This is a genomic window from Pseudomonas sp. F(2018) (genome assembly GCF_005508865.1).
Taxonomy (GTDB): domain Bacteria; phylum Pseudomonadota; class Gammaproteobacteria; order Pseudomonadales; family Pseudomonadaceae; genus Aquipseudomonas.
Genome location: NZ_SCOM01000003.1, coordinates 371432 through 397018 on the forward strand (window position 1 = coordinate 371432; position 25587 = coordinate 397018).

General features: G+C 66.8%; 25 protein-coding genes and 1 pseudogene. 10 read left to right on the plus strand and 16 right to left on the minus strand.

The annotated features are described in order from the left end of the window. Positions 1 to 20: 20 nt before the first annotated feature. Positions 21 to 611, minus strand: a pseudogene (locus tag FFS62_RS23715) (PAS domain-containing protein); the annotation flags it as partial. Positions 612 to 792: 181 nt separating this feature from the next. After that, a complete protein-coding gene (desA, locus tag FFS62_RS15615) occupies positions 793 to 1977 on the minus strand; it encodes a delta-9 fatty acid desaturase DesA (protein WP_137973753.1) in 1185 nt (394 codons plus the stop codon). 168 nt (positions 1978 to 2145) lie between these two features. Between desA and FFS62_RS15620 the strand changes: the two genes are divergently transcribed. After that, a complete protein-coding gene (locus FFS62_RS15620) occupies positions 2146 to 4398 on the plus strand; it encodes a bifunctional diguanylate cyclase/phosphodiesterase (RefSeq protein WP_137973754.1) in 2253 nt (750 codons plus the stop codon). A gap of 72 nt (positions 4399 to 4470) precedes the next feature. Here FFS62_RS15620 and FFS62_RS15625 read toward each other — a convergent pair whose 3' ends face one another. The 7 genes from FFS62_RS15625 to FFS62_RS15655 form a co-directional block, all read right to left on the minus strand. Continuing rightward, positions 4471 to 4686 carry a molybdopterin-binding protein gene (locus FFS62_RS15625; RefSeq protein WP_043312198.1) on the minus strand — a complete coding sequence of 72 codons (216 nt, stop codon included), beginning with the start codon at positions 4684 to 4686 and terminating at the stop codon, positions 4471 to 4473. Positions 4687 to 4707: 21 nt separating this feature from the next. After that, positions 4708 to 5508 (minus strand): aliphatic sulfonates ABC transporter ATP-binding protein, encoded by an 801-nt coding sequence (gene ssuB / locus FFS62_RS15630; protein WP_137973755.1) that lies wholly within the window; start codon positions 5506 to 5508, stop codon positions 4708 to 4710. Next, positions 5505 to 6299: an aliphatic sulfonate ABC transporter permease SsuC gene (gene ssuC / locus FFS62_RS15635; RefSeq protein ID WP_137973756.1), complete on the minus strand. Its 795-nt coding sequence runs from the start codon at positions 6297 to 6299 to the stop codon at positions 5505 to 5507. The genes ssuB and ssuC overlap by 4 nt, the downstream gene beginning before the upstream one ends. Positions 6300 to 6359: 60 nt before the next feature. Further along, entirely contained in the window at positions 6360 to 7508 is a 1149-nt protein-coding gene (gene ssuD, locus FFS62_RS15640) for an FMNH2-dependent alkanesulfonate monooxygenase (RefSeq protein ID WP_137973757.1), read from the minus strand. A 139-nt stretch (positions 7509 to 7647) separates the two neighbouring features. Next, the gene (locus tag FFS62_RS15645) at positions 7648 to 8616 is read right to left on the minus strand and encodes a sulfonate ABC transporter substrate-binding protein (RefSeq protein WP_137973758.1); all 969 of its coding nucleotides are present in this window, start codon (positions 8614 to 8616) and stop codon (positions 7648 to 7650) included. An 83-nt stretch (positions 8617 to 8699) separates the two neighbouring features. Next, the gene (gene ssuE / locus FFS62_RS15650; RefSeq protein WP_137973759.1) at positions 8700 to 9293 is read right to left on the minus strand and encodes an NADPH-dependent FMN reductase; all 594 of its coding nucleotides are present in this window, start codon (positions 9291 to 9293) and stop codon (positions 8700 to 8702) included. A gap of 9 nt (positions 9294 to 9302) precedes the next feature. Continuing rightward, complete coding sequence (locus FFS62_RS15655; protein WP_137973760.1) at positions 9303 to 9941, minus strand: peroxiredoxin; 639 nt, start codon at positions 9939 to 9941, stop codon at positions 9303 to 9305. A gap of 206 nt (positions 9942 to 10147) precedes the next feature. Here FFS62_RS15655 and FFS62_RS15660 point away from each other — a divergent pair, with 206 nt between their 5' ends. Both FFS62_RS15660 and FFS62_RS15665 read left to right on the plus strand, forming a co-directional pair. Further along, positions 10148 to 11143: a sulfate ABC transporter substrate-binding protein gene (locus tag FFS62_RS15660; protein WP_137973761.1), complete on the plus strand. Its 996-nt coding sequence runs from the start codon at positions 10148 to 10150 to the stop codon at positions 11141 to 11143. 95 nt (positions 11144 to 11238) lie between these two features. After that, positions 11239 to 12072: a hypothetical protein gene (locus FFS62_RS15665; protein ID WP_137973762.1), complete on the plus strand. Its 834-nt coding sequence runs from the start codon at positions 11239 to 11241 to the stop codon at positions 12070 to 12072. A 4-nt stretch (positions 12073 to 12076) separates the two neighbouring features. On the opposite strand, the gene FFS62_RS15670 is transcribed toward FFS62_RS15665, so the two are convergent. Further along, positions 12077 to 12478 carry a hypothetical protein gene (locus FFS62_RS15670; protein WP_137973763.1) on the minus strand — a complete coding sequence of 134 codons (402 nt, stop codon included), beginning with the start codon at positions 12476 to 12478 and terminating at the stop codon, positions 12077 to 12079. A gap of 125 nt (positions 12479 to 12603) precedes the next feature. Here FFS62_RS15670 and FFS62_RS15675 point away from each other — a divergent pair, with 125 nt between their 5' ends. After that, positions 12604 to 13389, plus strand: coding sequence for a helix-turn-helix domain-containing protein (locus FFS62_RS15675; protein WP_137973764.1), 786 nt, complete (start codon positions 12604 to 12606; stop codon positions 13387 to 13389). Positions 13390 to 13450: 61 nt separating this feature from the next. Then, positions 13451 to 14071 carry a LysE family transporter gene (locus FFS62_RS15680; RefSeq protein ID WP_137973765.1) on the plus strand — a complete coding sequence of 207 codons (621 nt, stop codon included), beginning with the start codon at positions 13451 to 13453 and terminating at the stop codon, positions 14069 to 14071. Positions 14072 to 14120: 49 nt separating this feature from the next. On the opposite strand, the gene FFS62_RS15685 is transcribed toward FFS62_RS15680, so the two are convergent. The 4 genes from FFS62_RS15685 to FFS62_RS15700 form a co-directional block, all read right to left on the minus strand. Continuing rightward, positions 14121 to 14843 carry an ABC transporter ATP-binding protein gene (locus FFS62_RS15685; protein WP_137973766.1) on the minus strand — a complete coding sequence of 241 codons (723 nt, stop codon included), beginning with the start codon at positions 14841 to 14843 and terminating at the stop codon, positions 14121 to 14123. Positions 14844 to 14845: 2 nt separating this feature from the next. Next, the gene (locus tag FFS62_RS15690; protein WP_371920148.1) at positions 14846 to 15667 is read right to left on the minus strand and encodes an ABC transporter permease; all 822 of its coding nucleotides are present in this window, start codon (positions 15665 to 15667) and stop codon (positions 14846 to 14848) included. Positions 15668 to 15694: 27 nt separating this feature from the next. Next, the gene (locus FFS62_RS15695; RefSeq protein WP_137973767.1) at positions 15695 to 16687 is read right to left on the minus strand and encodes an aliphatic sulfonate ABC transporter substrate-binding protein; all 993 of its coding nucleotides are present in this window, start codon (positions 16685 to 16687) and stop codon (positions 15695 to 15697) included. Positions 16688 to 16777: 90 nt separating this feature from the next. Continuing rightward, on the minus strand, positions 16778 to 18112 hold the full coding sequence (locus tag FFS62_RS15700) for an OprD family porin (RefSeq protein ID WP_137973768.1): 1335 nt from the start codon (positions 18110 to 18112) through the stop codon (positions 16778 to 16780). 344 nt (positions 18113 to 18456) lie between these two features. On the opposite strand from FFS62_RS15700, the gene FFS62_RS15705 reads away from it, so the two are divergent. The 4 genes from FFS62_RS15705 (at position 18457) to FFS62_RS15720 (ending at position 22063) form a co-directional block, all read left to right on the plus strand. Continuing rightward, entirely contained in the window at positions 18457 to 19437 is a 981-nt protein-coding gene (locus FFS62_RS15705) for an aliphatic sulfonate ABC transporter substrate-binding protein (RefSeq protein WP_137973769.1), read from the plus strand. Next, positions 19427 to 20653, plus strand: coding sequence for an acyl-CoA dehydrogenase family protein (locus FFS62_RS15710; protein ID WP_137973770.1), 1227 nt, complete (start codon positions 19427 to 19429; stop codon positions 20651 to 20653). The genes FFS62_RS15705 and FFS62_RS15710 overlap by 11 nt, the downstream gene beginning before the upstream one ends. Positions 20654 to 20772: 119 nt before the next feature. After that, positions 20773 to 21273 carry a hypothetical protein gene (locus FFS62_RS15715; RefSeq protein WP_137973771.1) on the plus strand — a complete coding sequence of 167 codons (501 nt, stop codon included), beginning with the start codon at positions 20773 to 20775 and terminating at the stop codon, positions 21271 to 21273. Between the two features lie 160 nt (positions 21274 to 21433). Next, positions 21434 to 22063 carry a glutathione S-transferase family protein gene (locus FFS62_RS15720; protein ID WP_137973772.1) on the plus strand — a complete coding sequence of 210 codons (630 nt, stop codon included), beginning with the start codon at positions 21434 to 21436 and terminating at the stop codon, positions 22061 to 22063. Here the strand turns inward: FFS62_RS15720 and FFS62_RS15725 are convergent. Beyond that, positions 22060 to 22965: a sigma 54-interacting transcriptional regulator gene (locus FFS62_RS15725; RefSeq protein ID WP_137973773.1), complete on the minus strand. Its 906-nt coding sequence runs from the start codon at positions 22963 to 22965 to the stop codon at positions 22060 to 22062. The genes FFS62_RS15720 and FFS62_RS15725 overlap by 4 nt on opposite strands. Before the next feature lie 107 nt (positions 22966 to 23072). After that, positions 23073 to 23654, minus strand: coding sequence for an alpha/beta hydrolase (locus FFS62_RS15730; protein ID WP_137973774.1), 582 nt, complete (start codon positions 23652 to 23654; stop codon positions 23073 to 23075). A 247-nt stretch (positions 23655 to 23901) separates the two neighbouring features. Here FFS62_RS15730 and FFS62_RS15735 point away from each other — a divergent pair, with 247 nt between their 5' ends. Next, positions 23902 to 25584 (plus strand): hypothetical protein, encoded by a 1683-nt coding sequence (locus tag FFS62_RS15735; protein ID WP_137973775.1) that lies wholly within the window; start codon positions 23902 to 23904, stop codon positions 25582 to 25584. Positions 25585 to 25587: the final 3 nt, after the last annotated feature.

The window sequence follows — 25587 nt, forward strand, 5'->3', positions numbered from 1 at the left end:
TGCGCCGCAGCCGCCTCGGCCTCGCAGAACAGGCGATGGTGCTGGCCGTGGATCTCCTCCAGGCGATAGCCCATGGTCCGCAGGAAGTTGTCGTTGGCCTCGCGCACGGTGCCGTCCGGGTTGAACTCGATGACTGCCATGGAGCGGCTGATGGCATTGAGCAGGCTGCTGTGCTGATGTTCGGCCTCGACCTGGGCGGTGATGTCGGTGGCGATCTTCACCACCCTGCACACCTGTCCGCTCATGTCGCGCACCGGCAGGTAGCTGGCCTCCAGCCAGATCTCCCGCCCGCCCTTGGCCACGCGCATGAAGCGGTCGCTGAAGCTCTCACCCTGGGCCAGGCGCTGCCAGAAGCGCGCGTAGTCCGGGCTGCCGAGCAACTCCTGGGAGCAGAACATGCGGTGGTGTTGGCCGCGAATCTCCTCCAGGCGATAACCAACGGTGGAGAGGAAGGCGGCATTGGCATCGAGTATCTCGCCCTGCGGGCTGAACTCGATCAGCGCCATGCCGCCGCGGATGGCGGCGAGCATCTGCTCGGAAGCGAACAACTGCGACTGGCACTGCGACAACTCGTTACGCACTGAAGAACCGAACATGTTCCACCTCGTCATCCGTTGAGAGAAGTTTGGCTAGCAATAGACCAAGCAACGCCGTTCCCTGGCCATCGGTAGTTCGCGCAACATCTTGATACATTCAGCGTAGCCGGCCTTACCGGCCGCGTATCCCGCGCCGGCAAATATTCCGCGCATAAAAAAGCCCGCCAATTGGCGGGCTCTTCGGAGGGGACTCGACTCAGGCCGCGGTCGGGCGCAGCGAGTAGGTCTTCAGTTGCTCGGCGAAGTCGCGCAGCGACTGGATGCCGCTGGCCTCGGCCTCGTGCACCCACTGCTTGATGGCTTCGAGCATGTCGTGGCCGTTGCTGCTGGTCTTGACCCAGATCTGCTGCAGGGCGATGCGCTTCTCGTAGATCACCTTGAGCGCCTGGCTCTGCTCCAGCATCGCGGCGATGCGTGCCTGGTGGCTCTCGTCGAGCAGGCTGGTCTCGCGCGACAGCAGACGCTTGGCGCGACGGAACAGGTGGCGCACCGACTCGTCGGCCTTGGCCAGTTCCTGCTTGACCAGCGGCTTGATCACCAGCTTGCGGTACTGGGCCATGATCTGGAAACGGTTGTTGAGGATGGCCATGGCGGTGTCCATGTCCAGGCTGCGCTTGCCCTCGACGCGGTGGGCGATGGGCGCCACGCGCTGCACCTTGGCCAGGCGCAGGAAGCTGAACAGCTTGATCCAGGCCCAGCCCATATCGAACTCCCACTTCTTCACCGACAGCTTGGCGCTGTTGGGGTAGGTGTGGTGGTTGTTGTGCAGCTCTTCGCCGCCGATCAGGATGCCCCAGGGCACCAGGTTGGTGGCGGCGTCGCGGCACTCGAAGTTGCGGTAGCCGACGGCATGGCCGAGGCCGTTGATCACACCCGCCGCCCACACCGGAATCCACATCATCTGCACCGCCCACACGGTCATGCCGAGTACGCCGAACAGGGCCAGGTCGACGACCGCCATGAGGATGATGCCGCCCATCGGGAAGCGGCTGTAGACGTTGCGCTCGAGCCAGTCATCCGGGCAGTTCTTGCCGTAGATGCGCAGGGTCTCCTCGTTTTTCGCCTCTTCCTGGTACAGCTCGGCGCCTTTGCGCAGCACGGTGCCCAGGCCCTTGATCACCGGGCTGTGCGGGTCATCGACGGTCTCGCACTTGGCGTGGTGCTTGCGGTGGATGGCGGTCCACTCGCGGGTGTTCTGGCCGGTGCTGATCCACAGCCAGAAACGGAAGAAGTGCTTGAGGGCAGGGTGCAGTTCCAGCGCGCGGTGCGCGGAGTAGCGGTGCAGGTAGACGGTGACGCTGACGATGGTGATGTGGGTCATCACCAGGGTGACCGCCACCAGTTGCCAGGGTGACAGGTCGAGAAAGCCGTTGTACCACATGAAGGGTGTAGCCTCGCGGGGAGAAATAGAGCGGCCGGGGCCCTGGCCTTGCGGGCATTATCACCAAGACGGGAGATAAAGCCAGTGCACCATTAGACGAGAATGCACTGGATGACGACTTATCTATAATGTGCCGCAGCTCACACCGACAGGGCCGACCCCATCTCAATGAAATTCCAGCGTAGCCCGCTGCAGCTCTCTCTGTTCTACCTGATCGTCGCCGCACTGTGGATTTTCTGCAGCGACGCCCTGCTACTGTGGCTGGGTCTGGACCGCGATACGCTGAACCGCTATCAGACCCTCAAGGGCGTGTGTTTCGTGCTGGTCACCGGCTTCGCCCTGTACTGCGCACTGAACCAGTACCGTCTCGAACAGCGGCGCGCGCGCAGCGCCCTGAAACACAGTGAGGAACGCCTGGCACTGGCCCTGGAATCGGCCCAGGAGGGGCTGTGGGACTGGGACATGCAGAGCGGCCAGGTGTACTACTCACGGCAGTACTGCGACATGCTCGGTTACACACTCGAGGAATTCGGCGCGACCAACGACTCCTGGCTGTCGCGCCTGCACCCCGATGACCGCGAACGTGCCGGACAACGCCTGAAGACCCTGCTCGCCGGCCGCAGCACGCACGACGAGAGCAGCTTTCGCATGCGCCACCGCGACGGCGGATACCGCTGGCTGCATTACCGTGGCCAGATGCTGCTGGATGCCCAGGGTCAGCCCAGCCGCTTCATCGGCACCGCCAGCGACGTCACCCGGCGCCGCGCCGACGAAGACAGCCTGCGCCAGGCCGCCGCCGTGTTCGACAGCACCCTGGAAGGCGTGCTGGTCACCGACCGCGAGCAGCGCATCGTCCACGTCAACCCGGCCTTCAGCCGTATCACCGGCTACGCCGCCGACGAGGTGCTGGGCAAGCTGCCGAGCCTACTCAAGTCCGGGCGCCACGACGACGCCTTTTATCAGAGCCTGTGGCACGCCCTGGACAGCCGCGGCACCTGGAGCGGCGAAGTGTGGAACCGGCGCAAGGGCGGCGAGGTGTTCCCCATGTGGCAGTGCATCCGCAGCATCCGCGACGAGAGCGGCACCTTGACCCACTACGTAGGGGTGTTCTCCGACGTCAGCGCGATCAAGCATTCGCAACACGAGCTGGACTACCTGGCCCACCACGACGCACTGACCACCCTGCCCAACCGCCTGCTATTCGGCGAGCGCATCGAGCAGGCCATCCAGCGGGGCGGGGCCCTGCTGCTGCTCGACCTGGACCATTTCAAGATCGTCAACGAGAGTCTCGGCCACAACATCGGGGACCAGTTGCTCAAGCTGATCGGCGAACGCCTGAGCGAGGCCATCGGCGCCAACGTCACCCTGGCGCGCCTGGGTGGCGACGAGTTCGGCCTGCTGAGCTGCGACTGCAGCGAAGCAGACCAGGCCTCACAACTGGCCCTGGAGCTGCTGGACAGCCTCGCCCAGCCCTTCGCCATCAACGGCGAGACCCTGTTCATCGGCGCCAGCATCGGCATCAGCCTGTTCCCCGACGACGGCGACAGCGTCGAGCAACTGATGCGCAACGCCGACTCCGCGCTGGCCCGCGCCAAGAGCAGCGGCCGGCAGACCTTCAGCTTCTACAGCCAGGACATGACCGCCCTGGCCCAGCAGCGCGTGCGCCTGGAGGCCGAGCTGCGCCAGGCCCTGGAGCAGGACGAGCTGCGCGTGCACTACCAGCCGATCCACCGCCTGGATGACCGGCGGATGATCGGCGCCGAGGCCCTGGTGCGCTGGCAGCATCCCGAGCGCGGCCTGGTGCCACCGGGCGAATTCATTCCGGTGGCCGAGGACAGCGGGCTGATCGGCGCCATCGACGCCTGGGTGCTGGAGCAGGCCTGCAACCAGATGCGCCGCTGGCAGGCCCTGGGCCTGGAGCTGGAGTTCATCGCGGTGAACGTCTCCAGCCGCCTGTTCAGCCGTGGCGAGCTGGACCTGCGCGTGGAGCGGGTGCTGCGCGAGACCGGACTGGATCCGGCGCAGCTGGAGCTGGAAGTGACCGAGAGCGCGGTGATGGACGACCCGCAGCGGGCCGAGGAGCTGCTCACCCAGCTGCATCGCCTGGGCGTGCGCCTGGCCATCGACGACTTCGGTACCGGCTACTCGTCCCTGGCGCGCCTGAAGAGCCTGCCGGTGCACAAGCTCAAGCTCGACCAGAGTTTCGTCCGCGGCCTGCCCCAGGACGGCAAGGACGCAGCCATCGCCCACGCGGTGATCACCCTCGGCCAGAGCCTGGGGCTGCGCGTGCTGGCGGAAGGCATCGAGACCGAAGAGCAGGCCACCTATCTACGCGAGATTGGCTGCCCGTTCGGCCAGGGCTACTGGTTCGGCCGCCCACAACCAGCCGAGCGGCTGCTGGAGCAGGCCGGCACTCCGTAGGGCGGGTGAAACCCGCGTTTGCAACCCACGCGGGTTTCACCCGCCCTACCGTCGACGCCCGGCAAGCCCATCTCAGAGCTTGGCGATCGACACTTCGGTGGATTTCACGAAGGCGATCACTTCGCTGCCCACCTGCAGGTCCAGCTCGCGCACGGAGCGGGTGGTGATCACCGAGGTGACGATGCCGGCGGCGGTCTGCACGTCGATTTCCGAGAGCACGTCGCCGATCACGATCTCCTTGATGTTGCCCTTGAACTGGTTGCGCACGTTGATGGCTTTGATGGTCATGGTGTTGCTCCTTGGGTCGTTTTACAGGGCCCAGCGCAGTTGCGTGGGCAGAGGGGATAGGGGTTCCGGTTGCGGCGGCAGCGGTGGCAGCGCCAGCACCCGGTTGAGCACTTCGGCCTCCAGCGCGGCCAGGCGCGCCGAGCCGCGCTGACGCGGGCGTGGCAGGTCGACGGTGAGGTCGAGACCGATCTCGCCGTCCTCGATCAGGATCACCCGGTCTGCGATGGCCACGGCCTCGGCCACGTCGTGGGTCACCAGCAGCACGGTGAAGCCATGCTGCTGCCACAGACGCTCGATCAGCTGCTGCATCTCGATGCGGGTCAGCGCATCCAGGGCGCCCAGCGGTTCGTCCAGCAGCAGAAGACGCGGCTGGTGGATCAGCGCACGGGCCAGGGCCACGCGCTGCTTCTGCCCGCCGGACAGGGCCGCTGGCCACTCCTGGGCACGCTCGGCCAGGCCGACGGCGGCCAGCGCCTCGCGGGCCTTGGGCTTCCAGTCACCGGACAGGCCGAGGCCGACGTTGTCGATCACCCGCTTCCACGGCAGCAGGCGCGAGTCCTGGAACATCAGCCGGGTGTCGTCGCGCACCGCCGCCAGCGAACCCTTGCCCGCCAGCAGCGCGCCGCCGCTGGGTGCATCGAGGCCGGCCAGCAGGCGCAGCAGGGTGCTCTTGCCGCAACCACTGCGGCCGACCACGGCGACGAACTGCCCGGCCGGAATATGCAGGTCGATGCCCTTGAGCACCTCGCGATCGCCGAAGGCCTTGCGGATGCCCTCGATGCTCAGCGGGATGCCGCGGTGAATGCTGTGCAGGGCGGTCATTGCGCACCTGCCTTGGCCTGGTAGGCCGGGTGCCAACGCAGCCACAGGCGCTCGAGCAGGCGCGCGGCAACGTCGGCCAGCTTGCCCAGCACCGCGTACAGCAGGATGGCCAGTACCACCACGTCGGTCTGCAGGAACTCGCGAGCGTTCATCGCCAGGTAGCCGATGCCGCTGCTGGCAGAAATGGTCTCCGCCACGATCAACGTGAGCCACATGAAGCCGAGGGCGAAGCGCACGCCGACCAGGATCGACGGCAGCGCGCCGGGCAGGATCACCTGCCAGAACAGGCTGAAGCCCTTGAGGCCGTAGCTGCGCGCCATCTCCACCAGGGCCGGGTCGACGTTGCGGATGCCGTGGTAGGTATTCAGGTAGATCGGGAACAGGGTGCCGAGGGCGACCAGGAAGATCTTCGCCGCCTCGTCGATGCCGAACCACAGGATCACCAGCGGGATCAGCGCCAGGTGCGGCACGTTGCGGATCATCTGCACCGAGCTGTCGAGGAAGCGCTCGCCCCAGTTGGACAGGCCGGTGATAAAGCCGAGCAGCAGGCCCAGGCCGCCGCCGATGGCGAAGCCGATGGCCGCGCGCTGGCCGCTGATGGCCAGGTGGGTCCAGATCTCGCCGCTGGCCAGCAGGCTCCAGCCGGCTTCGATCACCGCGCTGGGCGCCGGCAGGATGCGGGTGGACAGCCAACCGGCCACCACCGCGCCCTGCCAGATGGCCAGCAGGGCCACGGGCAGTGCCCAGGGCGCCAGACGGTGACCGATGTTGTGTAGCGTCTGCGTCGACATGGCAACGCTCCTTCTCTCGTGTTGCAGGGAACCGGGGCGGTGGGCCGCCCCGTTGTCGGGTCAGCTGGCCGCAGCGGCCTTGGGCAGGATGTCGCTGGAGATCATTTCGCCGAACGGGCTGACGTAGCCACGCGACTCCGGGCGCTCCGGCTGGGCCACGTCGATGTGCGGGAACAGCAGCTCGGCGACCCGGTACGACTCTTCCAGGTGCGGGTAGCCGGAGAAGATGAAGGTGTCGATGCCCAGCGCGGCGTATTCCTTGACCCGCGCGGCCACGGTCGGGCCATCGCCGACCAGGGCGGTGCCGGCGCCACCACGCACCAGGCCGACGCCGGCCCAGAGGTTGGGGCTGACTTCCAGCTTGTCCTTCTTGCCGCCGTGCAGGGCGGCCATGCGCTGCTGGCCGACCGAGTCGAAGCGCGCCAGGGACGCCTGGGCGCGGTCGATGGTGTCCTGGTCCAGATGGCTGATCAGGCGATCGGCAGCGGCCCAGGCCTCCTCGTTGGTCTCGCGCACGATCACGTGCAGACGGATGCCGAAGCGCACTTCGCGGCCCTGGGCAGCGGCTTTCTCGCGCACGGCGGCGATCTTCTCGGCCACCGCGGCCGGCGGCTCGCCCCAGGTCAGGTACAGCTCGACCTGCTCGGCGGCCAGGTCCTGGGCGGCCTCGGAGGAACCACCGAAGTACAGCGGCGGACGCGGTTGCTGGATCGGCGGGTAGAGCAGCTTGGCGCCCTTCACCTGCAGGTGCTTGCCGTCGTAGTCGACGGTCTCGCCCTCCAGGACCCGGCGCCAGATGCGGGTGAATTCGACGGAGGCCTCGTAGCGCTCCTCGTGGGACAGGTGCAGGCCGTCGCCGGCCAGCTCGTCCGGGTCACCACCGGTGACCAGGTTGAACAGTGCGCGGCCGTTGGACAGGCGGTCCAGGGTCGCCGCCTGGCGCGCGGCCACGGTGGGCGAGATGATCCCGGGGCGCAGCGCGACCAGGAACTTCAGGTTCTGCGTCACCGGAATCAGCGAGGCGGCCACCAGCCAGGAGTCCTCGCAGGAACGCCCGGTGGGAATCAGCACGCCGCCGAAGCCGAGGCGGTCGGCGGCCTGGGCGATCTGCTGCAGGTAGCCGTGATCGACGGCGCGCGCGCCTTCGCTGGTGCCGAGGTACTTGCCGTCACCGTGGGTGGGCAGGAACCAGAAGATATTGAGGCTCATGGAGTGGTCTCCTTGGTCAGGCGTAGCCCGGATGCAATCCGGGACTGGATTTCCCGGATTGCACCCGGGCTACTCGAATCGTTCGGCGCTCCCGCCCCCCTCCAGCAAGCAGGCGGGAGAAGGGCTGGAAGGCTTCTGGTTATTGCTGGGCCACCTTGGCCGAGGCCGGCGGGGTCCAGATCACGTCCTTGATGGTCAGGCGCTTGGGAATCAGCTTGAGGTCGCTGAAGGTGTCGGCGATCTTCTGCTGCGCCGCGATCACATCCGCACCGATGAACTGGGCGCCGTAGGCCTGGCGCTCGACCGCCGTGCGGGTGATTTCCGGCGACAGGCCGAGCAGCGGTGCGACCTGCTTGGTCGCCTCGTCGCCGTTCTCGCGGATCCAGCCACCGACCGAGCGAATCTCCTCGACCAGTACGCTGACCACTTCCGGGTGCTTCTCGGCGTATGGCTTGGCGGCCAGGTAGAACTGGTGGTTGGCCACCAGGTCCTTGCCGTCACGCAGGGTGCGGGCCTGCAGCTGATGTTCGGCGGCGGCCTGGAAGGGATCCCAGATTACCCAGGCGTCGACGCTGCCGCGCTCGAAGGCGGCGCGGGCATCGGCCGGCGGCAGGTACACGGGCTGGATGTCGCTGTACTTCAGGCCGGCGTCTTCCAGGGCACGCACCAGCAGGTAGTGCACGTTGGAGCCCTTGTTCAGAGCAATTTTCTTGCCCTTCAGCTCGCTCACCGACTTCAGCGACGAGTCCTTGGGCACCAGGATCGCCTCGCTGGTCGGCGCTGGCGGCTCATGCGCCACATACAGCAGGTCGGCACCGGCGGCCTGGGCGAAGATCGGCGGCGCTTCGCCCGTGGTGCCGAAGTCGATCGAGCCGACGTTCAGCCCTTCCAGCAGCTGCGGGCCGCCGGGGAATTCGGTCCACTGCACCTCGATGCCCTGCTCGGCCAGGCGCTTCTCCAGCGACCCCTTGGCCTTGAGCAGCACCAGGGTGCCGTATTTCTGATAGCCGATACGCAGGGTCTCGGCCTGAGCTTGGGTGATGGCGCCGAACGAGATGGCCGCGGCAAACAGGGCGACCAGGCTCCGACGCAAAGTAATGGTGCGCATGGCGCTCTCCTTTGCTGTGGTTTCTTGGTTGGCTACCTGCTGGCCCGTTGGCGGGCGAGTAAGGCGGGGTCTAGCGAGTTGGCTCAGATACTCCAGCGGGCGTTCACCAGCCGGTCGTTCAACAGTTGCGGGTCGATCGGTTTGGGCCGGCGCGCCAAGGCGGCGAGCAGCTGGTCCACCGATTCGTCGAGACGTTCGCGCAGCTCATCGTCGAACTGCGCGGGACGCTCGCCCTCGGGATAGGCGATCTGCTTGTCCACGGCGAACACGCCGGGCAGCATCTCCTGGGCCTTCAGCGCGGCCAGTACCGGCTTCAGCGCATAGTCCACGGCCAACAGGTGAGCCGGGCTACCGCCGCTGGCGATGGGCAGCACCACCTTGTGCGCCAGGGCGCGCTCCGGCAGCAGGTCGAGCAACACCTTCAGCGCACCGGTGAAGGACGCCTTGTACACCGGCGTCGCCACCACCAGGCCATCGGCGCTGGCCACCGCAGCCTGCAGCTGCTGCACGGCGGGGCTGGCGAAGTCGGCGTGCAGCAGGGCGTCGGCCGGGAAGTCGCGCACCCGTAGCAGGCTTACCTCCAGGCCATTGGCCTGCAGGCGCTGGCTGACATACTCCAGCAGCAGTTCGGTGCGTGAGCGCGCCGATGGGCTGCCGGACAACAGGACAACGTGCATGCTCTGTCCTTAGCGGTTCGGCTGCGGTGTCAGACGCAGGTAAGGCTTCACCGCGCGATAGCCTTTCGGGAAGCGGCGGGCGATTTCCTCCTCGTCCTTCAGCGATGGCACGATCACCACTTCATCGCCGTCCTGCCAGTTGGCTGGGGTGGCGACCTTGTGATTGTCGGTGAGCTGCAGCGAGTCGATCACCCGCAGGATCTCGTGGAAGTTGCGCCCGGTGCTGGCCGGGTAGGTGATGATCAGGCGCACCTTCTTGTTCGGGTCGATGATGAACAGCGAACGCACGGTGAGGGTGTCGTTGGCGTTCGGGTGGATCAGGTCGTACAGGCCGGAGACCTTGCGGTCGGCGTCGGCCAGGATCGGGAAGTTGACCCGGGTGCTCTGGGTCTCGTTGATGTCGTCGATCCACTTGATGTGCGAATCCACCGGGTCCACCGACAGGGCGATGGCCTTCACGCCGCGCTGGGCGAACTCGTCCTTCAGCTTGGCGGTGAAGCCCAGCTCGGTGGTGCACACCGGGGTGAAGTCGGCGGGGTGGGAAAACAGCACGCCCCAGCCGTCGCCCAGCCAGTCGTGGAAACGGATGCGACCCTCGCTGGAGTCCTGCTCGAAGTCGGGGGCGATATCGCCCAGGCGAATGCTCATGGTGCTGCTCCTTGGCTGTTCGTTGCGTGGGCTCACTATGCTCAGGAACGAAATGGAATAAAAAGAATAAATAACGATTTATTTATTCCATAAAGAGCTATAAAGAGTCTCGACAGAAAAGCATAAGCATCTAATCAATTATTCTTTCAAAGAATAAAAGTCGCCTTCTATAGTCGGCGGCGCTCTCTATCTTCCAAGGACGTCAGATGAAACGCCTATTGCCCCTCTCGCTGTTGGCCGCCGGCTTCGCTCTCGCCACCTCCGCCCAGGCGGCGAGCCTGCTCAACGTCTCCTACGACGTGATGCGCGACTTCTACAAGGACTACAACGCCGCCTTCCAGAAGCACTGGCAGGCCGAGGGCGGCAAGCCGCTGCAGATCCAGATGTCCCACGGCGGCTCGAGCAAGCAGGCCCGCGCCGTGATCGACGGCCTGCAGGCCGACGTGATCACCATGAACATGGCCACCGACATCAACGCCCTGGCCGACAACGGCGGCCTGGTGCCCAAGGACTGGGCCGAGCGCCTGCCGAACCACAGCGCGCCGTTCACCTCGGCCACCGTGTTCATCGTGCGCAAGGGCAACCCCAAGTCCCTCAAGGACTGGCCGGACCTGCTCAAGGATGGCGTGCAGGTGGTGGTGCCGAACCCCAAGACCTCGGGCAACGGCCGCTACACCTACCTCTCCGCCTGGGGCTACGTGCTGCAGAACGGCGGTGACGAGACCAAGGCCAAGGCCTTCGTCGGCAAGCTGTTCAAGCAGGCCCCGGTGCTGGACACCGGCGGCCGTGCCGCCACCACCACCTTCATCCAGAACCAGATCGGCGACGTGCTGGTGACCTTCGAGAACGAGGCCGAGATGATCGCCCGCGAATTCGGCCGCGGCAGCTTCGAGGTGGTCTACCCCAGCGTCTCCGCCGAGGCCGAGCCGCCGGTCACGGTGGTCGACAAGGTGGTCGACAAGAAAGGCACCCGCGCCGAGGCCGAGGCCTACCTCAAGTACCTGTGGTCGCCGGAAGCCCAGCGTATCGCCGCCAACAACTACCTGCGTCCGCGTGATCCGCAGATCCTCGCCGAATTCGCCGACCGTTTCCCCAAGGTCAGCTTCTTCAGCGTGACCAAGACCTTCGGCGACTGGCCGCAGCTGCAGGCCACCCACTTCAAGGACGGCGGCGTGTTCGACCAGATCTACACCGTTCAGTGACACCGCGAAGCCCGGCATATGCCGGGCTTCTTGCTATTGCTCCTGAAATACCGAGCCGGTAGCGTCCGAACCTGGATTAATTCGGAGCAAGGGATATGCACAAGGTGCTAGGACTGGCGTTCACGCTGGCAATGGCCAGTGCAGGAGCGATGGCACAGGAATGCGACGGCGTCTTTCTGCACTTCACCACTCGCGGGGAGGTGAGCAACGACGACGGAGTAGCATCTGTCGATGAGCAGCTCCTGCTCAGCCAAAATGGACTATTCCAGTACAGCAAGTCAGTAGCGGTGTTGGGCAGTAATACAGACAACGCCACCAACTCGAGCCTGGACTACAACCGCTTCTATCCGAACCAGCCAGGCCCCAGCACCGAGGAAATGCTGGCTCTCTCACAGCGACTGAAGAGCCTTGGTATCTTCGAGCTGCATAGCGATTCCTCAGCAGCAGATACTTCACCACAGCAGACCGAGCTCATCTTCCAGGCTGACTGCCAGGAAACCCGACTGTCCTTCGCCACCTCCGATGCTCTCGACGCACGTCGCCACGTGATTGCCGAGATACGCAACTTCTTCGATGAGCAGGCTTCACGACACTCGCTGAAAAAGCGAGAGCGTGTCTCACAAGGCGACAAGGGCCAGCCGCTCATCGTTAGCATTGAGGAGTTGCTCAGACATCCCCAGCGCTACGATGGCAAGCGAGTCACCACGCATGGGACCTACCACCTAGGTCATGAGTCTTCGGCCCTAGGAGATGGTGGCCATTCGATCTGGGTGGGCGGTTGGTCCGCCGTCGCCAAAGCGACCACTTCTCTCGAGTACTTAGATGGCCACCAGCTGACAGTCGACGGCATCTTCTTCGCCGGCCCCAGCGGGCACCTAGGAGGCTACCCGGGTGAGATAGTGCGTCTGACCCGGGTTACCACTCGATAGGCCATCAGGCCAGCACCGGCTCCGAGCGCTTCAGGCCGATCAGCTCCAGCTCCAGGAACAGCAGCACCAGCGCAGCCTGGCCGATGACGAAGACCTGGCCGAGCAGGTTGGGCGAGATCCAGCCGGAGAACAGCAGCACCAGGCTGTCGATGGCCCACATCGCGTTGATCGCCAGCACCACCCACACCAGGCGGCGACTGACCGTCTCCTGGCTGCCCAGCCACATGAGGAACAGGCCGAGTGGCAGCAGGGTCAGCCCCGCGGCCAGCAACAGATCGCCGGGCAGGGCCAGCAGATTGGCGTACCAGCCGTTGAGCAGGATCAGCAGCGAACCGCTGGCGATCCCCATCAGGCCATCGGCGAGCAGGGCGCGACGCAGCAGCGGAGAAGCGTTCAGGGTAGTCATGGCAAAACCTCCAGATGACAGCGCCGGATTGGCGCCTGGCCATAGAGTTCTCCCTGCGTGGGATGCCAGTCGATTACCTGCCAGGTAATGGTCGCGATGACGCTCCTGGGCTATCGTCCGCAACCATGAACACAGCCAATCACCCCGTCGGCGCCCTGTTGCGCCAGTGGCGCCAGCGCCGCCGCCTGAGCCAGCTCGACCTCGCCTGCGAGGCGGATATCTCCACCCGCCACCTGAGCTTCGTCGAGACCGGCCGCGCCCTGCCCAGCCGCGAGATGCTGCTGCACCTGGCCGAGCAGCTGGAGATCCCCCTGCGCGAACGCAACCGCCTGCTCAGCGCCGCCGGCTACGCACCGCTGTACAGCCAGCATGGCCTGAACGACCCGGCCCTGGCCGCCGCCCGCGCCGCCATCGAGCAACTGCTCAAGGCCCACGAGCCCTATCCGGCGCTGACCATCGACCGCCAGTGGAACCTGGTGGCGGCCAATGGCTCGGTGGCGCCCTTCCTCGCCGGCGTGCCGGCCGAGCTGCTCGGCCCGCCGCTCAACGTGCTGCGCCTGTCGCTGCACCCGGACGGCCTGGCGCCGCGCATCCTCAATCTGGCCCACTGGCGTGCCTACCTGCTGATGCGCCTGCAGCACGACATCGATATCAGCGGCGACCCGCAGCTGATGGCCCTGCAGGAAGAACTGCTGAGCTACCCGGCCCCGACCGAGAAGGCCGAACCGATGCCGGAGAGCGTGCTGATGCCGCTGCAGTTCCAGACCGAGCAGGGCGTGCTCAGCCTGATCAGCACCACCACGGTATTCGGCACGCCCAACGACGTGACCCTGGCCGAGCTGGCCCTGGAGACCTTCTTCCCCGCCGATGCCGAGAGCGCCGAGTACCTGCGCCAGCTGGCCCAAGGCTAACGGCTTGCAGGATGGCGAATCTGCCCTCATCTTGAGCAGCCCACCCGGAGCGGACTGCGCCATGCTCGAACTCGTCTCGGTCGTCACCATCACCCTGCTCGCCGTGATCAGCCCCGGCGCCGACTTCGCCATGGTGAGCCGCAACAGCATGTTCCTCTCGCGTCGCGCCGGCCTGCTCACGGCGCTGGGCATCAGCCTCGGCGTGCTGGTCCACGTGACCTACTCGATGCTCGGCATAGGCATGCTGATCTCCCAGTCGATCCTGCTGTTCAACCTGGTCAAGTTCGCCGGCGCCGCCTACCTGATCTGGCTCGGCATCGGCATGCTGCGCAGCCGCAAGGTCGACCCGCAGCAGGTGGTGGCCGCACCGCAGCTGAGCGACTGGCAGGCGCTGCGCATCGGCTTCCTGACCAACGCGCTGAACCCCAAGACCACGCTGTTCGTGGTCGCCCTGTTCACCCAGGTGATCAGCCCGGACACCGCCACCCTGACCCAGCTCGGCTACGGCCTGTTCATGTCCGTCGCGCATCTGTTCTGGTTCGCCCTGGTGGCCTATGGCTTGTCTTCGGAGGCGGCGCGCGGCTTCGTCGCCCGCAGCCGGCACCTGATCGAACGGGCCATCGGCGGCGTGCTGGTGGCGCTGGGTCTGGGTCTGGCAGCCTCCTCGCTGCAGCGCAGCTAAAAAAACCGGGCCATGGGGCCCGGAAATAGCTTCCACCTTGAGGAATCGTTTACAGCGTCAGCTCGGTCAGTGCCTCGCCACGCAGGTAGGCCAGCTCCACCGCGCGGCGGTCGCGCGGGTGGGGTAGCGGCACGGCGAGTTCGCGCTGGATGCGACTGGGGCTGCCGCCGAGGATCAGCACCCGGTCGCTGAGGTAGAACGCCTCGTCCAGGTCATGGGTGACCAAGAGCAAGGCGATGCCATAGCGCTCGGCCAGGCTCACCACCAGGTCCTGCAGTTTCATGCGGGTGAAGGCGTCCACCGCGCTGAAAGGCTCGTCCAGCAGCAGCACCTGCGGACGCTGGTACAGGCCGCGGGCGATGGCCACGCGCTGGGCCATGCCGCCGGAGAGCTGTTTGGGCAGTTTGTCGCCCTGGCCGGCCAGGCCGACGTCACCCAGTAGCTGCTCGATCCAGGCCGCATCGGCGCGGCGACCGTCGGCGAAGCCGATGTTCTGCGCCACGTTCAGCCAGGGCAGCAGGCGCGGTTCCTGGAACACCACGCCGATGCCACTGCCGCCACCGAAGTCCAGCAACGGGTTATGTGCCAGGCCACCGGTGAAGTCGTCATCCAGGCCGGCGGCGATGCGCAGCAGGGTGCTCTTGCCGCAGCCGCTGGGGCCGAGCAGGCTGACGATCTCGCCCGGGGCCAGGCTGAGGTCGATATCGTCGAGCACCCGTTGGCCGGCGAAGGCCTTGCGGATGCCGCGAAGTTCCAGCAGTGCGCTGCTCATCTTCAGCCCTCCCCGCCGGCGAAGCTGTCGCGCCAGTGCAGGGCGCGCGCCTCGATGCTCTTGAGCAGGCCGTCGCTGAGCTTGCCGAGCACGGCCAGCAGCAGGATGGCGGCGATCACCAGGTCCGGGCGCGAGGTCTCGCGGCCATCGCTGAGCAGGTAGCCGAGGCCACGGGTGGCGGCGATCAGCTCGGCCGCCACGAGGAACATCCAGCTCAGGCTGAGCGCCCCGCGCAGGCCGGTAAACAGGCTCGGCAGGGCCGCCGGCAGGAGGATGCGCCGGGTCAGCTCGACAGCGGACAGGCGATGCAGGCGACCCACCTCGACCAGCTTGCGGTCGACATTGCGGATGCCGGCAAGCAGCGCCAGGTAGACCGGGAAGAAGGCGCCGAGGGCGATCAGCACCACCTTGGGCGTCTCGTCGATGCCCAGCCACAGCAACAGCAACGGCACCCAGGCCAGGCTGGGGATTGCGCGCAGGGCCTGGAAAGTCGGCTCCAGATAGCTCTCGGCGCGCCGGCTGAGACCGACCCAGGCACCGATCAGCACGGCCAGAGCCGCGCCGATGACGAAACCGGCGGTGACCCGCGCCAGACTGACGCCGATATGCCCCCACAGCTCGCCACCGGCGGCCAGCCACCAGAGGGTCTGGCCGATCTGGCTGGGCGCCGGCAGCTGGTGGGCGGGAATCCAGCCCAAACGCACCAGCACTTCCAGCAGCACCAGCAGGGCCAGCGGCAGCACCAGCCCGCGCCAGTTGCCCGGCAACAGCCGAGCCAGGCCACCGGCGACGGCCGGACGGCTCGCGGCGCGGGCGGCCAGCAGGGCAAGCAGGCTGGTGCCGATCACCACTCAGCGCTCCGTCTTGGCCAGCGGCTGGCCGATGACGGCGGCCGCCACCTGCGGGCTGATCAGCTGGTCGACCACCGCGGCCACGTCGGTACCGGGGCGTACCAGCTGCTCGTCGAGCAGGATCGGCGCGGCGGCCTTCAGCGCAGTCACGTGTTCGGCGCCGGGCTGCGAGTTGCTGAAGTCGGTGCGCGACAATTGCAGCTTGGCCACTTCCAGCGGCAGCTTGGCTTCCTTGGCCAGCAGCGCGGCGGTTTCCTGCGGGTGGGCGATGGTCCACTGGCGCGCTTCCTCATAGGCGGCGATGACCTTGCCGATCAGCTGCGGCTGCTGCTTGAGGAAGCTGTCGCTGACGTTGAGCACGCCATAGCTGTTGAACTCGAGGTTGCGATAGAGCAGGCGCGAGCCGGCCTGCAACCGGCTGGCGGCCAGGTGCGGATCGAGACCGGACCAGGCGTCCACGTCGCCGCGCTCCAGAGCCACGCGGCCGTCCGGATGCTGCAGGTGGACGATCTCCACGTCGCCCTTGCCCAGGCCGACGCTGTGCAGGCTGCGCAGCAGGAACAGATACGGATCGGTGCCCTTGGTGGCGGCGACCTTCTTGCCCTTGAGGTCGGCCAGGGTCTTGATCGGCGAGTCTTTGGGCACGGCCAGGGCGGTCCATTCCGGACGGCTGGCAATGTAGACGGTCTTCACCGGGCTGCCGTTGGCGCGGCTGAGCACGGCGGCCAAGCCGGCGGTGGAGGCGAAGTCGATGCTGCCGCCGTTGAGATATTCGAGGGAGCGGTTGCTGCCCTGGCTGAACACCCATTTGACCGCGATGCCGTCGGCGGCCAGGCGTTTCTCCAGGATGCCCTGGTCTTTCAGCACCAGGCTGGTGGGGGCGTAATAGGCGTAGTCCAGGCGGACTTCCTTGGGCTCGGCGGCGTGCGTGGTAACAGGCAGGGCGGCGGCCAGCAGGGCGGCGAGCAGATGACGGGGCTTGAAGCTTTGCATGGGAATCTCCTTGGACTCTGGATGAGACCTTCCCGACCGATGGCGGACGGGTCAGGAGAAGGCGGGGCCGCAAGACCCCGCCTGGGTCGATCAGAGGAGCGACAGGGTGTAGCTGACGATCAGGCGGTTTTCATCGGCATCGGTCGCGGTGGTGTTGCCACGCAGCGAGGCGTTGCGCCAGGAGAAGCCGAGGCCCTTGAGGGCGCCTTCCTGCAGCACGTAGTCGAGGCGGAAGTCGCGTTCCCATTCCTTGCGGTCAGCGCCAACGGCATCGATGTTGTCACCGGACAGGTAGGTGGCAGTGGCCTTCAGGCCCGGCACGCCGACCTTGGCGAAGTCATAGGCGTATTCGGCCAGCCAGGTGCGCTCGCCGGCGGAGAGGAACTTGCCGATCTGGCGGTCGGTGATCAGGTAGGCGGTGGAGCCGTCGCCCTGGTTGAGGAACGGGAAGGCGCTGTCGCCCGAGACCTGTTGGTAGCCGGCGCTCAGAGCATGGCTGCCGAGGGTGTAGGTGAACAGGGCGCTCCAGGTGTCGTTGTCCACCTCGACGCCGGTCACCCGGTTGGCGCCGTTGATCTCGCCCTGGGCCAGGTAGCCGTCGGCGCGGCCGGCAACGCTGCCGTTCTTGCCATCGGAATCGCTGTGGAAGTAGCGCAGGTCGGTCTTCAGCGCGCCCGGGCCGATCGCCAAGTTATGGGTCAGGCCGAGGAAGTGCTGCTTGTAGAAGTCGTCCAGGTTGCCGTAGTAGTACTGCGCCAGCAGGTCCTTGCTGATCTTGTAGTCGGCACCGCCGTAGTAGAACTTGTTGCTGTCGGCCTGCACGCCTCTGACCGCGGTGGCACCGGCGATGCGCAGGGAGATGTCGTCGGTGGAGGAGCGGGTCTTGGTGTGCTCCAGCTGGCCGGCGGTGAGGGTCAGGTTGTCGATCTCGTTAGAGGTGACCTGGCCACCCTCGAACAGTTGCGGCAGCAGGCGACCGTCGTTGAAGGTCACCACCGGCAGCTTCGGCTGCAGGGTGCCGAGGCGGGCTTCGGTCTTGGACAGGCGCGCCTTGGCGGTCACGCCGGCCTTGCTGTAGTCGTCCACGGCCTTGCCATCGCTGTCCAGCGGGAACAGCTGGCCAGGCTTGCGGCTGTCACTGAGGTCGCCATCGCCACCGCCATCCAGCTTGAGGCCGAGCAGGCCGACCGCGTCCAGGCCGAAGCCGACGGTGCCTTCGGTGAAGCCGGAGGTGTAGTTGAACAGGAAGCCCTGGCCCCACTCGTTGGCTGCGCCGCGGTCGTCGGCGGTGTTCTTGGTGTTCAGGTCGTAATAGAAATTGCGCAGACCGATGGTGGCCTTGCTGTCCTCGATGAAACCGGCGGCGGAAGCCTGCTGGGCGATCACGCCGAGGGCGATGGCCAGGGCCAGGGACGACTTGTTCATGCTCGATGCTCCAGATGCTGTTCTAGTTGTCTGGGGCTCGGGTTGGCAATGGAGCCCCTTATAGAGTTCGGGCTCGGTGCGGTGGTCCGCTGGCGGCTTGGCGGCAAATCTAGGGGATTTTCATAATCTCCAAAAAGAATTGTTTTTCACTTTTATGTAACCAAAAAGAATATAAGTCGTCATCGAACCGACTCATAAGCTAATTCCCGAAAAGTATTTGCAGCCTGTTTTTTAGATCGACTAGCTTGTGCCTACCGGATCACCGGACTTCACGCTGTTTCTTCTGAAGTTTCCGTGTTCCGCCGCCTCGCACCGCCGGGACGCGCCCTAACAAGAGGCCTGTCATGTCCCGCGCTCTGCTTTCCCGCCGCACCCTGCTCGGTCTCGGCCTGAGCCTCGGCCTGTTCGCCAGCCTGCCCACCTCCGCCGAGGCGGATACCGCCCTGCGCATCGGCTACCAGAAGTCCTCCACCCTGATCAGCCTGCTGAAGAGCCAGGGCACCCTGGAAAAGGCCCTGGCCGGTCAGGACATCCAGGTCAGCTGGCACGAGTTCGCCAGCGGCCAGCCGCTGCTCGAGGCGCTCAACGTCGGCAATATCGACCTGTCCGCGGATGTCGCCGACACCGTGCCGGTATTCGCCCAGGCTGCCGGCGCCAAGCTCACCTACTTCGCCCAGGAAGCGCCCTCGCCGGCCGCCCAGGCGATCCTGGTGCGCGACGGCTCGCCGCTGCAGGCGCTGGCCGACCTCAAGGGCAAGAAGGTGGCGGTGACCAAGGCCGCCGGCGCCCACTACCTGCTGATCGCCGCGCTGGCCAAGGCCAACCTGAAGTTCAGCGATATCCAGCCGGCCTACCTGACCCCGGCCGACGGCCGCGCCGCCTTCGAGAACGGCAAGGTCGACGCCTGGGTGATCTGGGAACCCTTCCTCAGCGCCGCCCAGCGCCAGCTGCCGACCCGCACCCTGGCCGACAGCAAGGGCCTGGCCAGCTACCAGCGTTACTACCTGACCAGCACCAGCTTCGCCGCCCAGCATCCCCAGGTGCTGCAGACCGTGTACGCCGAGCTGGTCAAGGCCGGCGACTGGCTGCGCGCCAACCCGGCCGAGGGCGCGCAGATCCTCGGCCCGCTGTGGGGCAACCTCGACCCGGCCATCGTCCAGCAGGCCAACGGCCGCCGCAGCTACCAGGTGCGCGCCGTGCAACCGGGCAGCCTGGCCGAGCAGCAGAAGATCGCCGACGCCTTCTTCGCCGAGGGCCTGCTGCCCAAGCGCGTGGACGCCAGCCAGGTGGCCATCTGGCAGCCGGAGCCCCGCGATGGCCAGTGAAGCCCGTCATCTGCATCCGCAGGCCGAACCGCTGCTGGATGCACGGCTGTTCCCAGTCGACTTCGGCAACCTCACCGCGCGGGTCGAACGACTGGCCCGCAAGCTGGCCGAGAGCGCCGTGGAGCGCGACCGCCGCGGCGGCCATGCGCGCGCTGAACGCGAGCTGATCCGCGATAGCGGCCTGCTCGGCCTGGCGATCCCGCAGCGCTTCGACGGCCAGGAACGCGCCTGGCCGGAGATCTACCGCATCGTCCGCCACCTGGCCGCGGCCGACAGCTCGCTGGCCCACCTGTTCGCCTTCAACCACCTGCAGGTGGCGACCATCCTCCTGCACGGCAGCGCCGAGCAGCAGCGTCACTGGCTGACCCGCGCGGTGCGCGAGCGCTGGTTCTGGGGTAACGCCAGCAATGGCCGCGACCTCGGCCTGAGCCTGGCGCCACGCGAGGAACACTTCGAGCTGAACGGGCGCAAGTCATTCTGCTCCGGCGCCCTCGGCTCGGACGCCCTGGTGGTCAGCGCGCCGCGTGGCAACAGCGCCACGGAGCGGGTGTTCCTGGTGCTGCCGGCGCAGCGCGAGGGCCTGGCGATCAACGACGACTGGGATGCCTTCGGCCAGCGCCAGACCGACAGCGGCACGGTGCAGTTCGAGAATGTCTTCGTCGACCGCGACGAGCTGCTGGTGTCCGGCGGCCAGAGCCCGCGCAGCAGCCTGCGGGTCTGCGTGTCGCAGCTGACCCTCACCCAGCTCTACCTGGGCAACGCCCAGGGCGCACTGGATGGCGCCCTGCGCTACACCCGCGAGCAGGCCCGCCCCTGGCCCGGCGCCGGGGTCGACGAAGCGCGCGAAGACCCGTTTATCCAGAAACGCTACGGCGAACTGTGGCTGCTCTATCGCGGCGCCCTGCTGCTGGCCGAACAGGCCGCCGAGCGCCTGCAGCAGGCCTGGGACAAACCGGCCCTGGGCGCCGCCGAGCGTGGCGAGGTGGCGCTGCTGATCGCCGAGGCGCGAGTGGCCTCGGCCCGCGCGGCGCTGGAGATCACCAGCCAGGTGTTCGAGGCCATGGGCGCCCGCGCCACTGCCGCGCGCTACGGCTTCGACCGCTTCTGGCGCAACGTGCGGGTACACAGCCTGCATGACCCGCTGGACTACAAGGTGCGCGACATCGGCCAGTGGCTGACCAGCGGCGTGGCGCCGACGCCGTCGCTGTACTCCTGATTCCTGCTTTATCTCGGGAGCCGTTACCAAGCAGGGCGGCTCCCGTTTTTGCCCGGCATCTTTGCAGTCGCCCGAACATGCACTAGCCTCGCCACTCGTTGCGGAACAGGGACCAGGCAATGTTCAAGGAAATTATCTCGGCAGCCGTTCTCGGCGCATTGCTGCTCATGGGCAGCAATGCATCGGCGGACAGCAAGGACGAAGTGCTGGAGGCCATTGCCAATGCACAGGAAGTTGCCTTCTTCTCTCTTTCTCCAGCCGATCCCAAGCGCTATTTGGAAGGAATCTGTGCCGGTGATTGCTACCTAGGCTGGCCATCGCTAGGTCATTCCGAGCTTTCCGGCCAACCCCGCCAGACAGTACTGGACGGCCTGGTGGCTTGGGTCGAAGCACCAGAGCCTCAGTTCATGGCAATGTGCTTTTCTCCGAGGCATGGAGTCAGTATTAAGGCTCGTGGGCACGTCTATGACTTCGTCGTCTGCTACGAATGTGGCAGCGCTAGGGTGAGCAAGGACTCGGTCCACCTAGCGACGCTGTACAGCCCTGCATCAAACAATCAACTTGAGAAAGAGTGGGATGGGATTCTCTCCTCTCACAATCTGCCCTTGGCCGAAGATTGAACCTGGCTGCCATTCAGCAGAGCTCTAGTGCCTGAAGCAATCGCTGCCCTCCTCTGCTGCCAGATAAGCGAGCCGCTCGACCCGTGCCTTTCATCCGCCATCCCGACAGCGGCCCCTGGCCTGGACTAGGGTTCACTACCCGACCAGACCGGAGGCCGTCATGCAACAGGATCGCCGCATCACCTTCTTTCACTCGCCGCGCAGCCGCTCCACCGGCACCGCCATCCTGCTCCAGGAGCTGCACGCCGATTACCGCCCGCGCCTGCTCAGCATCAAGCAGGGTCAGACGCGCCAGGCGGAGTACCTGGCGATCAACCCGATGGGCAAGGTGCCGGCCATTCTCCACGGCAACACCCTGATCACCGAGCAGGGCGCGGTATTCATCTACCTCAGCGATCTGTATCCGGAAGCCGGCCTCACCCCGCCGCTGGGCGACCCGCAGCGCGGCGCCTGGCTGCGCTGGCTGGTGTTCTACGGTTCGAGTTTCGAGCCGGCCATCGCCGACCGCGCCCAGCAGCATGTGCCGCCACAGTCGATGAGCCCCTACGGCGATTTCGATACCATGCTCGGCACCCTGGTGCAGCAGCTGGAACAGGGGCCCTACCTGCTCGGCGAGCGCCTGAGCAGCGCCGACATCCTCTGGGGCACAGCGCTGAAATGGACGGTCGGTTTCGGCGTGGTGCCGGCGCTGCCGGTGATCCAGGCCTACGTCGAGCGCATCGCCGCGCGCCCCTCGGTGGCCAAGGTCGCCGAGCTGGAAGCGCAGTGGCTGGAGCAGCTCGGCGACTAGATCGCCAGGCGCTGGCGCAGCAGCTCCAGCTCCGCGCCACTGAGCAGCGCCAGCTGGCGCTCGATGGCCTGCAGCGGTGAGCCCGCCGGCAGGTTGAGGTGCTGCGGCAGGATCTCCTCGCCGCTGCTCACCAGCAGGGCGAAGTGGATGACGTTCTCCAGCTCGCGAGTATTGCCGTGCCAGGGGTGGCCCTCCAGCGCCGCCTGGGCATCCAGGCCGATCTGCGGGATATCCAGACCCAGGCGCTGGGCATAGATGCCGAGGAAGTACTCGGCCAGCGGCAGGATGTCGCCGGGCCGCTCGCGCAGCGCGGGCAGCTCCAGACGCCCCTCGTTGAGGTAGAGGAACAGCCGCTCGTTGAACTTGCCGGCGGCCACCGCCTGGGCCAGGTCGATGCTGGTGGCGGCCACCAGGCGCGCGTCCACCGGCGTCGCCTGCTGTCCGCCGACACGCTGCACCTCGCGGGTCTCCAGGGCGCTGAGCAGCTTGCCCTGCAGGGCCAGCGGCAGGTCGCCGATCTCGTCCAGGTAGAGGGTGCCGCCGTTGGCCGAACCGAACCAGCCGGCGCGGCTGCTGGCGGCGCCGGAATAGGCCCCGGCGGCATGGCCGAACAGCTCGGCCTCGCCCCACTGCGGGCTGATCGCACCGCAGTTGACGGCGACGAACAGGCCGCCACGCTCGCTCTCGCGGTGCACGTGACGGGCCAGCAGCTCCTTGCCGGTGCCGGTCTCGCCGAGGATAAGCACCGGCAGTTCGGCGACGGCCAGGGCATTGGCCTGCTCGCGCAGCTGGCGCGAACGCGGGTCGACGAACACCAGCGCCTTGGCGCGGATGCTCAGCGGGCTCTTCTCGGTGTCGGCAAAGGTCAGCAGGGCTTGCTGGGGGAAATCTGGGCGGCTCATTGCGGAATCTCTTGTCACGGCGAGCCGCCGGCTGGCGGCGGCTCAGATGGGAATGGGCGGGACGCGGCGCCGCGGCGGGCACATTCGTGGCGCACGGCACCCGGCGTTCATGCGCGCAGGCGTTCCTGCTGCTCGATCTGGCGCTGCAGGCGGTACAGGTAGGCGAAGCCCTGCTCCCAGCGCTGGTGGCCGGACTTCACGTTGATATGTCCGGCGCCCGGCAGGATGGCCGCCTGGGCGCCCCAGGCGCGGGCCAGTTCGAGGGCACGCGGTGCGCTGGCGGCGTGGTCGTTGTCCGAGCCGACCAGCAGGCTGGGGAACGGCAGCAGCTCGCGGGAGATCGGGGCAAAGCCGCGCAGCGCCTCGGGGCAGCCGGCCCGTTCGACATCGGCCGGCGCCACCAGCAGGGCGCCGCGCACCTTGCGCAGGGACGCCAGCGGTGCCTGGACGGCCCAGCGGGCCACGGTGACGCAGCCGAGGCTGTGCGCCACCAGGATCAGCGGGCCGCGGGCGGCGGCCACCTGCTGTTCCAGCGCGGCGACCCAGCTCTGCGGGTCGGGATTGTCCCAGTCCGCCTGTTCGACCCGGCTGGCGTGTGGCAGATTGCGCTGCCAATGACTCTGCCAATGGTCGTCCGGCGAACCCTGCCATCCTGGCAGGATCAGGTAACTGGTGGTCTGGCTGGCCATGACGGGCCTCCTCGATACGTTCCGGAGGCCAGTCTAGGCAGGGATGGATTACAAGTTAAGGAATAAGAATTCATTTACTTATTCCATTTATACCAACACTCGTCTGCCGAACGGCCTGGCAGCCGCCAGCATGCTCGTCTTTGCTTGAGCCTGTTCGCATCGTCCCGATGTCGTTCCAGTGGCGCCCTCCGGTCTTGCTCGCTCACTCCAACGTAGGACCGTTTCCACTCACGGAGGAGGCGCCGCCATGCCCGATGCCGCGGCCATCGCCTGGTTCAAGCAAGAGTTCCGCCCGCGCATCGAGCCTGCGCTGCGCGGCACGCCCCTCACCCTCGACCTGCTCACCGCCATCGCCTGTCAGGAGACCGGCTACCTGTGGAACCGCCTGCGCAAGCAGATGCCGGTGGCGCGGGTGCTTGAGCTGTGCGTCGGCGACACGCTGGACGCCAGCGCCGGGCGCCGCGCCTTCCCGCAGACCAAGGCCGAGCTGCTCAGCAAGCCCAACGGCCAGGCCATGTTCGACCTGGCGCGCCAGGCCCTGGTGGAGATGGCCGAGCACATTCCCGACTACCGCAAGGCGGCCGCCAATCCGAACAAGTTCTGCCACGGCTTCGGCATCTTCCAGTACGACCTGCAGTTCTTCCTGCAGGAGCCGGACTACTTCCTGCAGCGCCGCTACGCGGACTTCGACGCGGCCCTGGACAAGGCGGTCGGCGAGCTGCGCGCCAAGCTGCACCGCCTCGGCTGGGCGGACAAAAGCAGCCTCAGCGACTTCGAAATGGCGGCCCTGGGCATCGCCTACAACCGCGGCAGCTTCACCCCATCCAAGGGCCTCCGGCAGGGCTACTTCGATGGCACCCGCTACTACGGCGAGGCGCTGTTCGACTTCATCCGCCTGTGCCACAGGGTCGACCCCGACGGCCCGAGCGCGCCAACGGCCCCCGGCCAGGCGCCGCTACCGCCGATGGCCGAGCCAAGTGCGGCGGGCAAGCTGTTCGAGGTACAGGTCAGCAGCGGCATGCTCAACCTGCGCGCCAGCCCAGAGATACCCGCCAGACCGGCGAGCAACCTACGCGGCTCGCTGCCGGACGGCCAGCTGGTACAGGCCGTGGGCGGGCGCCAGGAAAACGGCTTCCTGGAGATCCAGACCCGGCTCAACGGCGCCCTGCTGCAGGGCTTCGTCGCCGCGCGCTACCTCAAGCCGGCGCCCGCCGGCAGCGTGCTGGCGCCACCGGCGAGTGCTGCGCAGGGCCTGCCCGAGGCGCATATGCCGCGCAAGAGCGACTCGCTGAGCAGACGCAGCGAGGCGGCCAACGCCCATTCGCTGAACGAGAAGAACCAGCCGGGCCGCCAGGGCGGCGACGCCACCCAGCGCCGTGCAGAGCTGGCGGCGATCATCGCCTGGCTGGCGGTGGACGACCCCGCCCACCTGCGTTACCAGCCGGGTAACGGCCGCACCTACTGCAACCTGTACGCCCACGACTACTGCCACCTGGCCGGTGCCTACCTGCCGCGGGTCTGGTGGAGCGCCGGCGCGCTGCTGCGCATGGGCCGTGGCGAGACGGTGGCGGCGCATTACGGGCAGACGATCGAGGAGCAGCGGGCCAACGATCTGTTCCGCTGGCTGCGCGATTTCGGCGAGGGCTTCGCCTGGCGTCGCGCCGCCGACCTGGAGGAACTGCAGCTGGAAGCCAACCAGGGCGCCATCGGCCTGATCGTGGCGCGGCGCAAGGTCGACGGCAAATCCGGGCATATCGTGGTGGTGGTGCCGGAGTCAGGCGAGCTGCATGCCCGTCGCGACAGTGCTGGGCGCATCACCGCCCCGCTGCAGAGTCAGGCCGGGGCGAGCAACTTCCGCTATGGCACCGGCAGGAGCGACTGGTGGCGCGACGAGCAGTTCGCCGAGTTCGCCTTCTGGCTACACCCCTAGGCG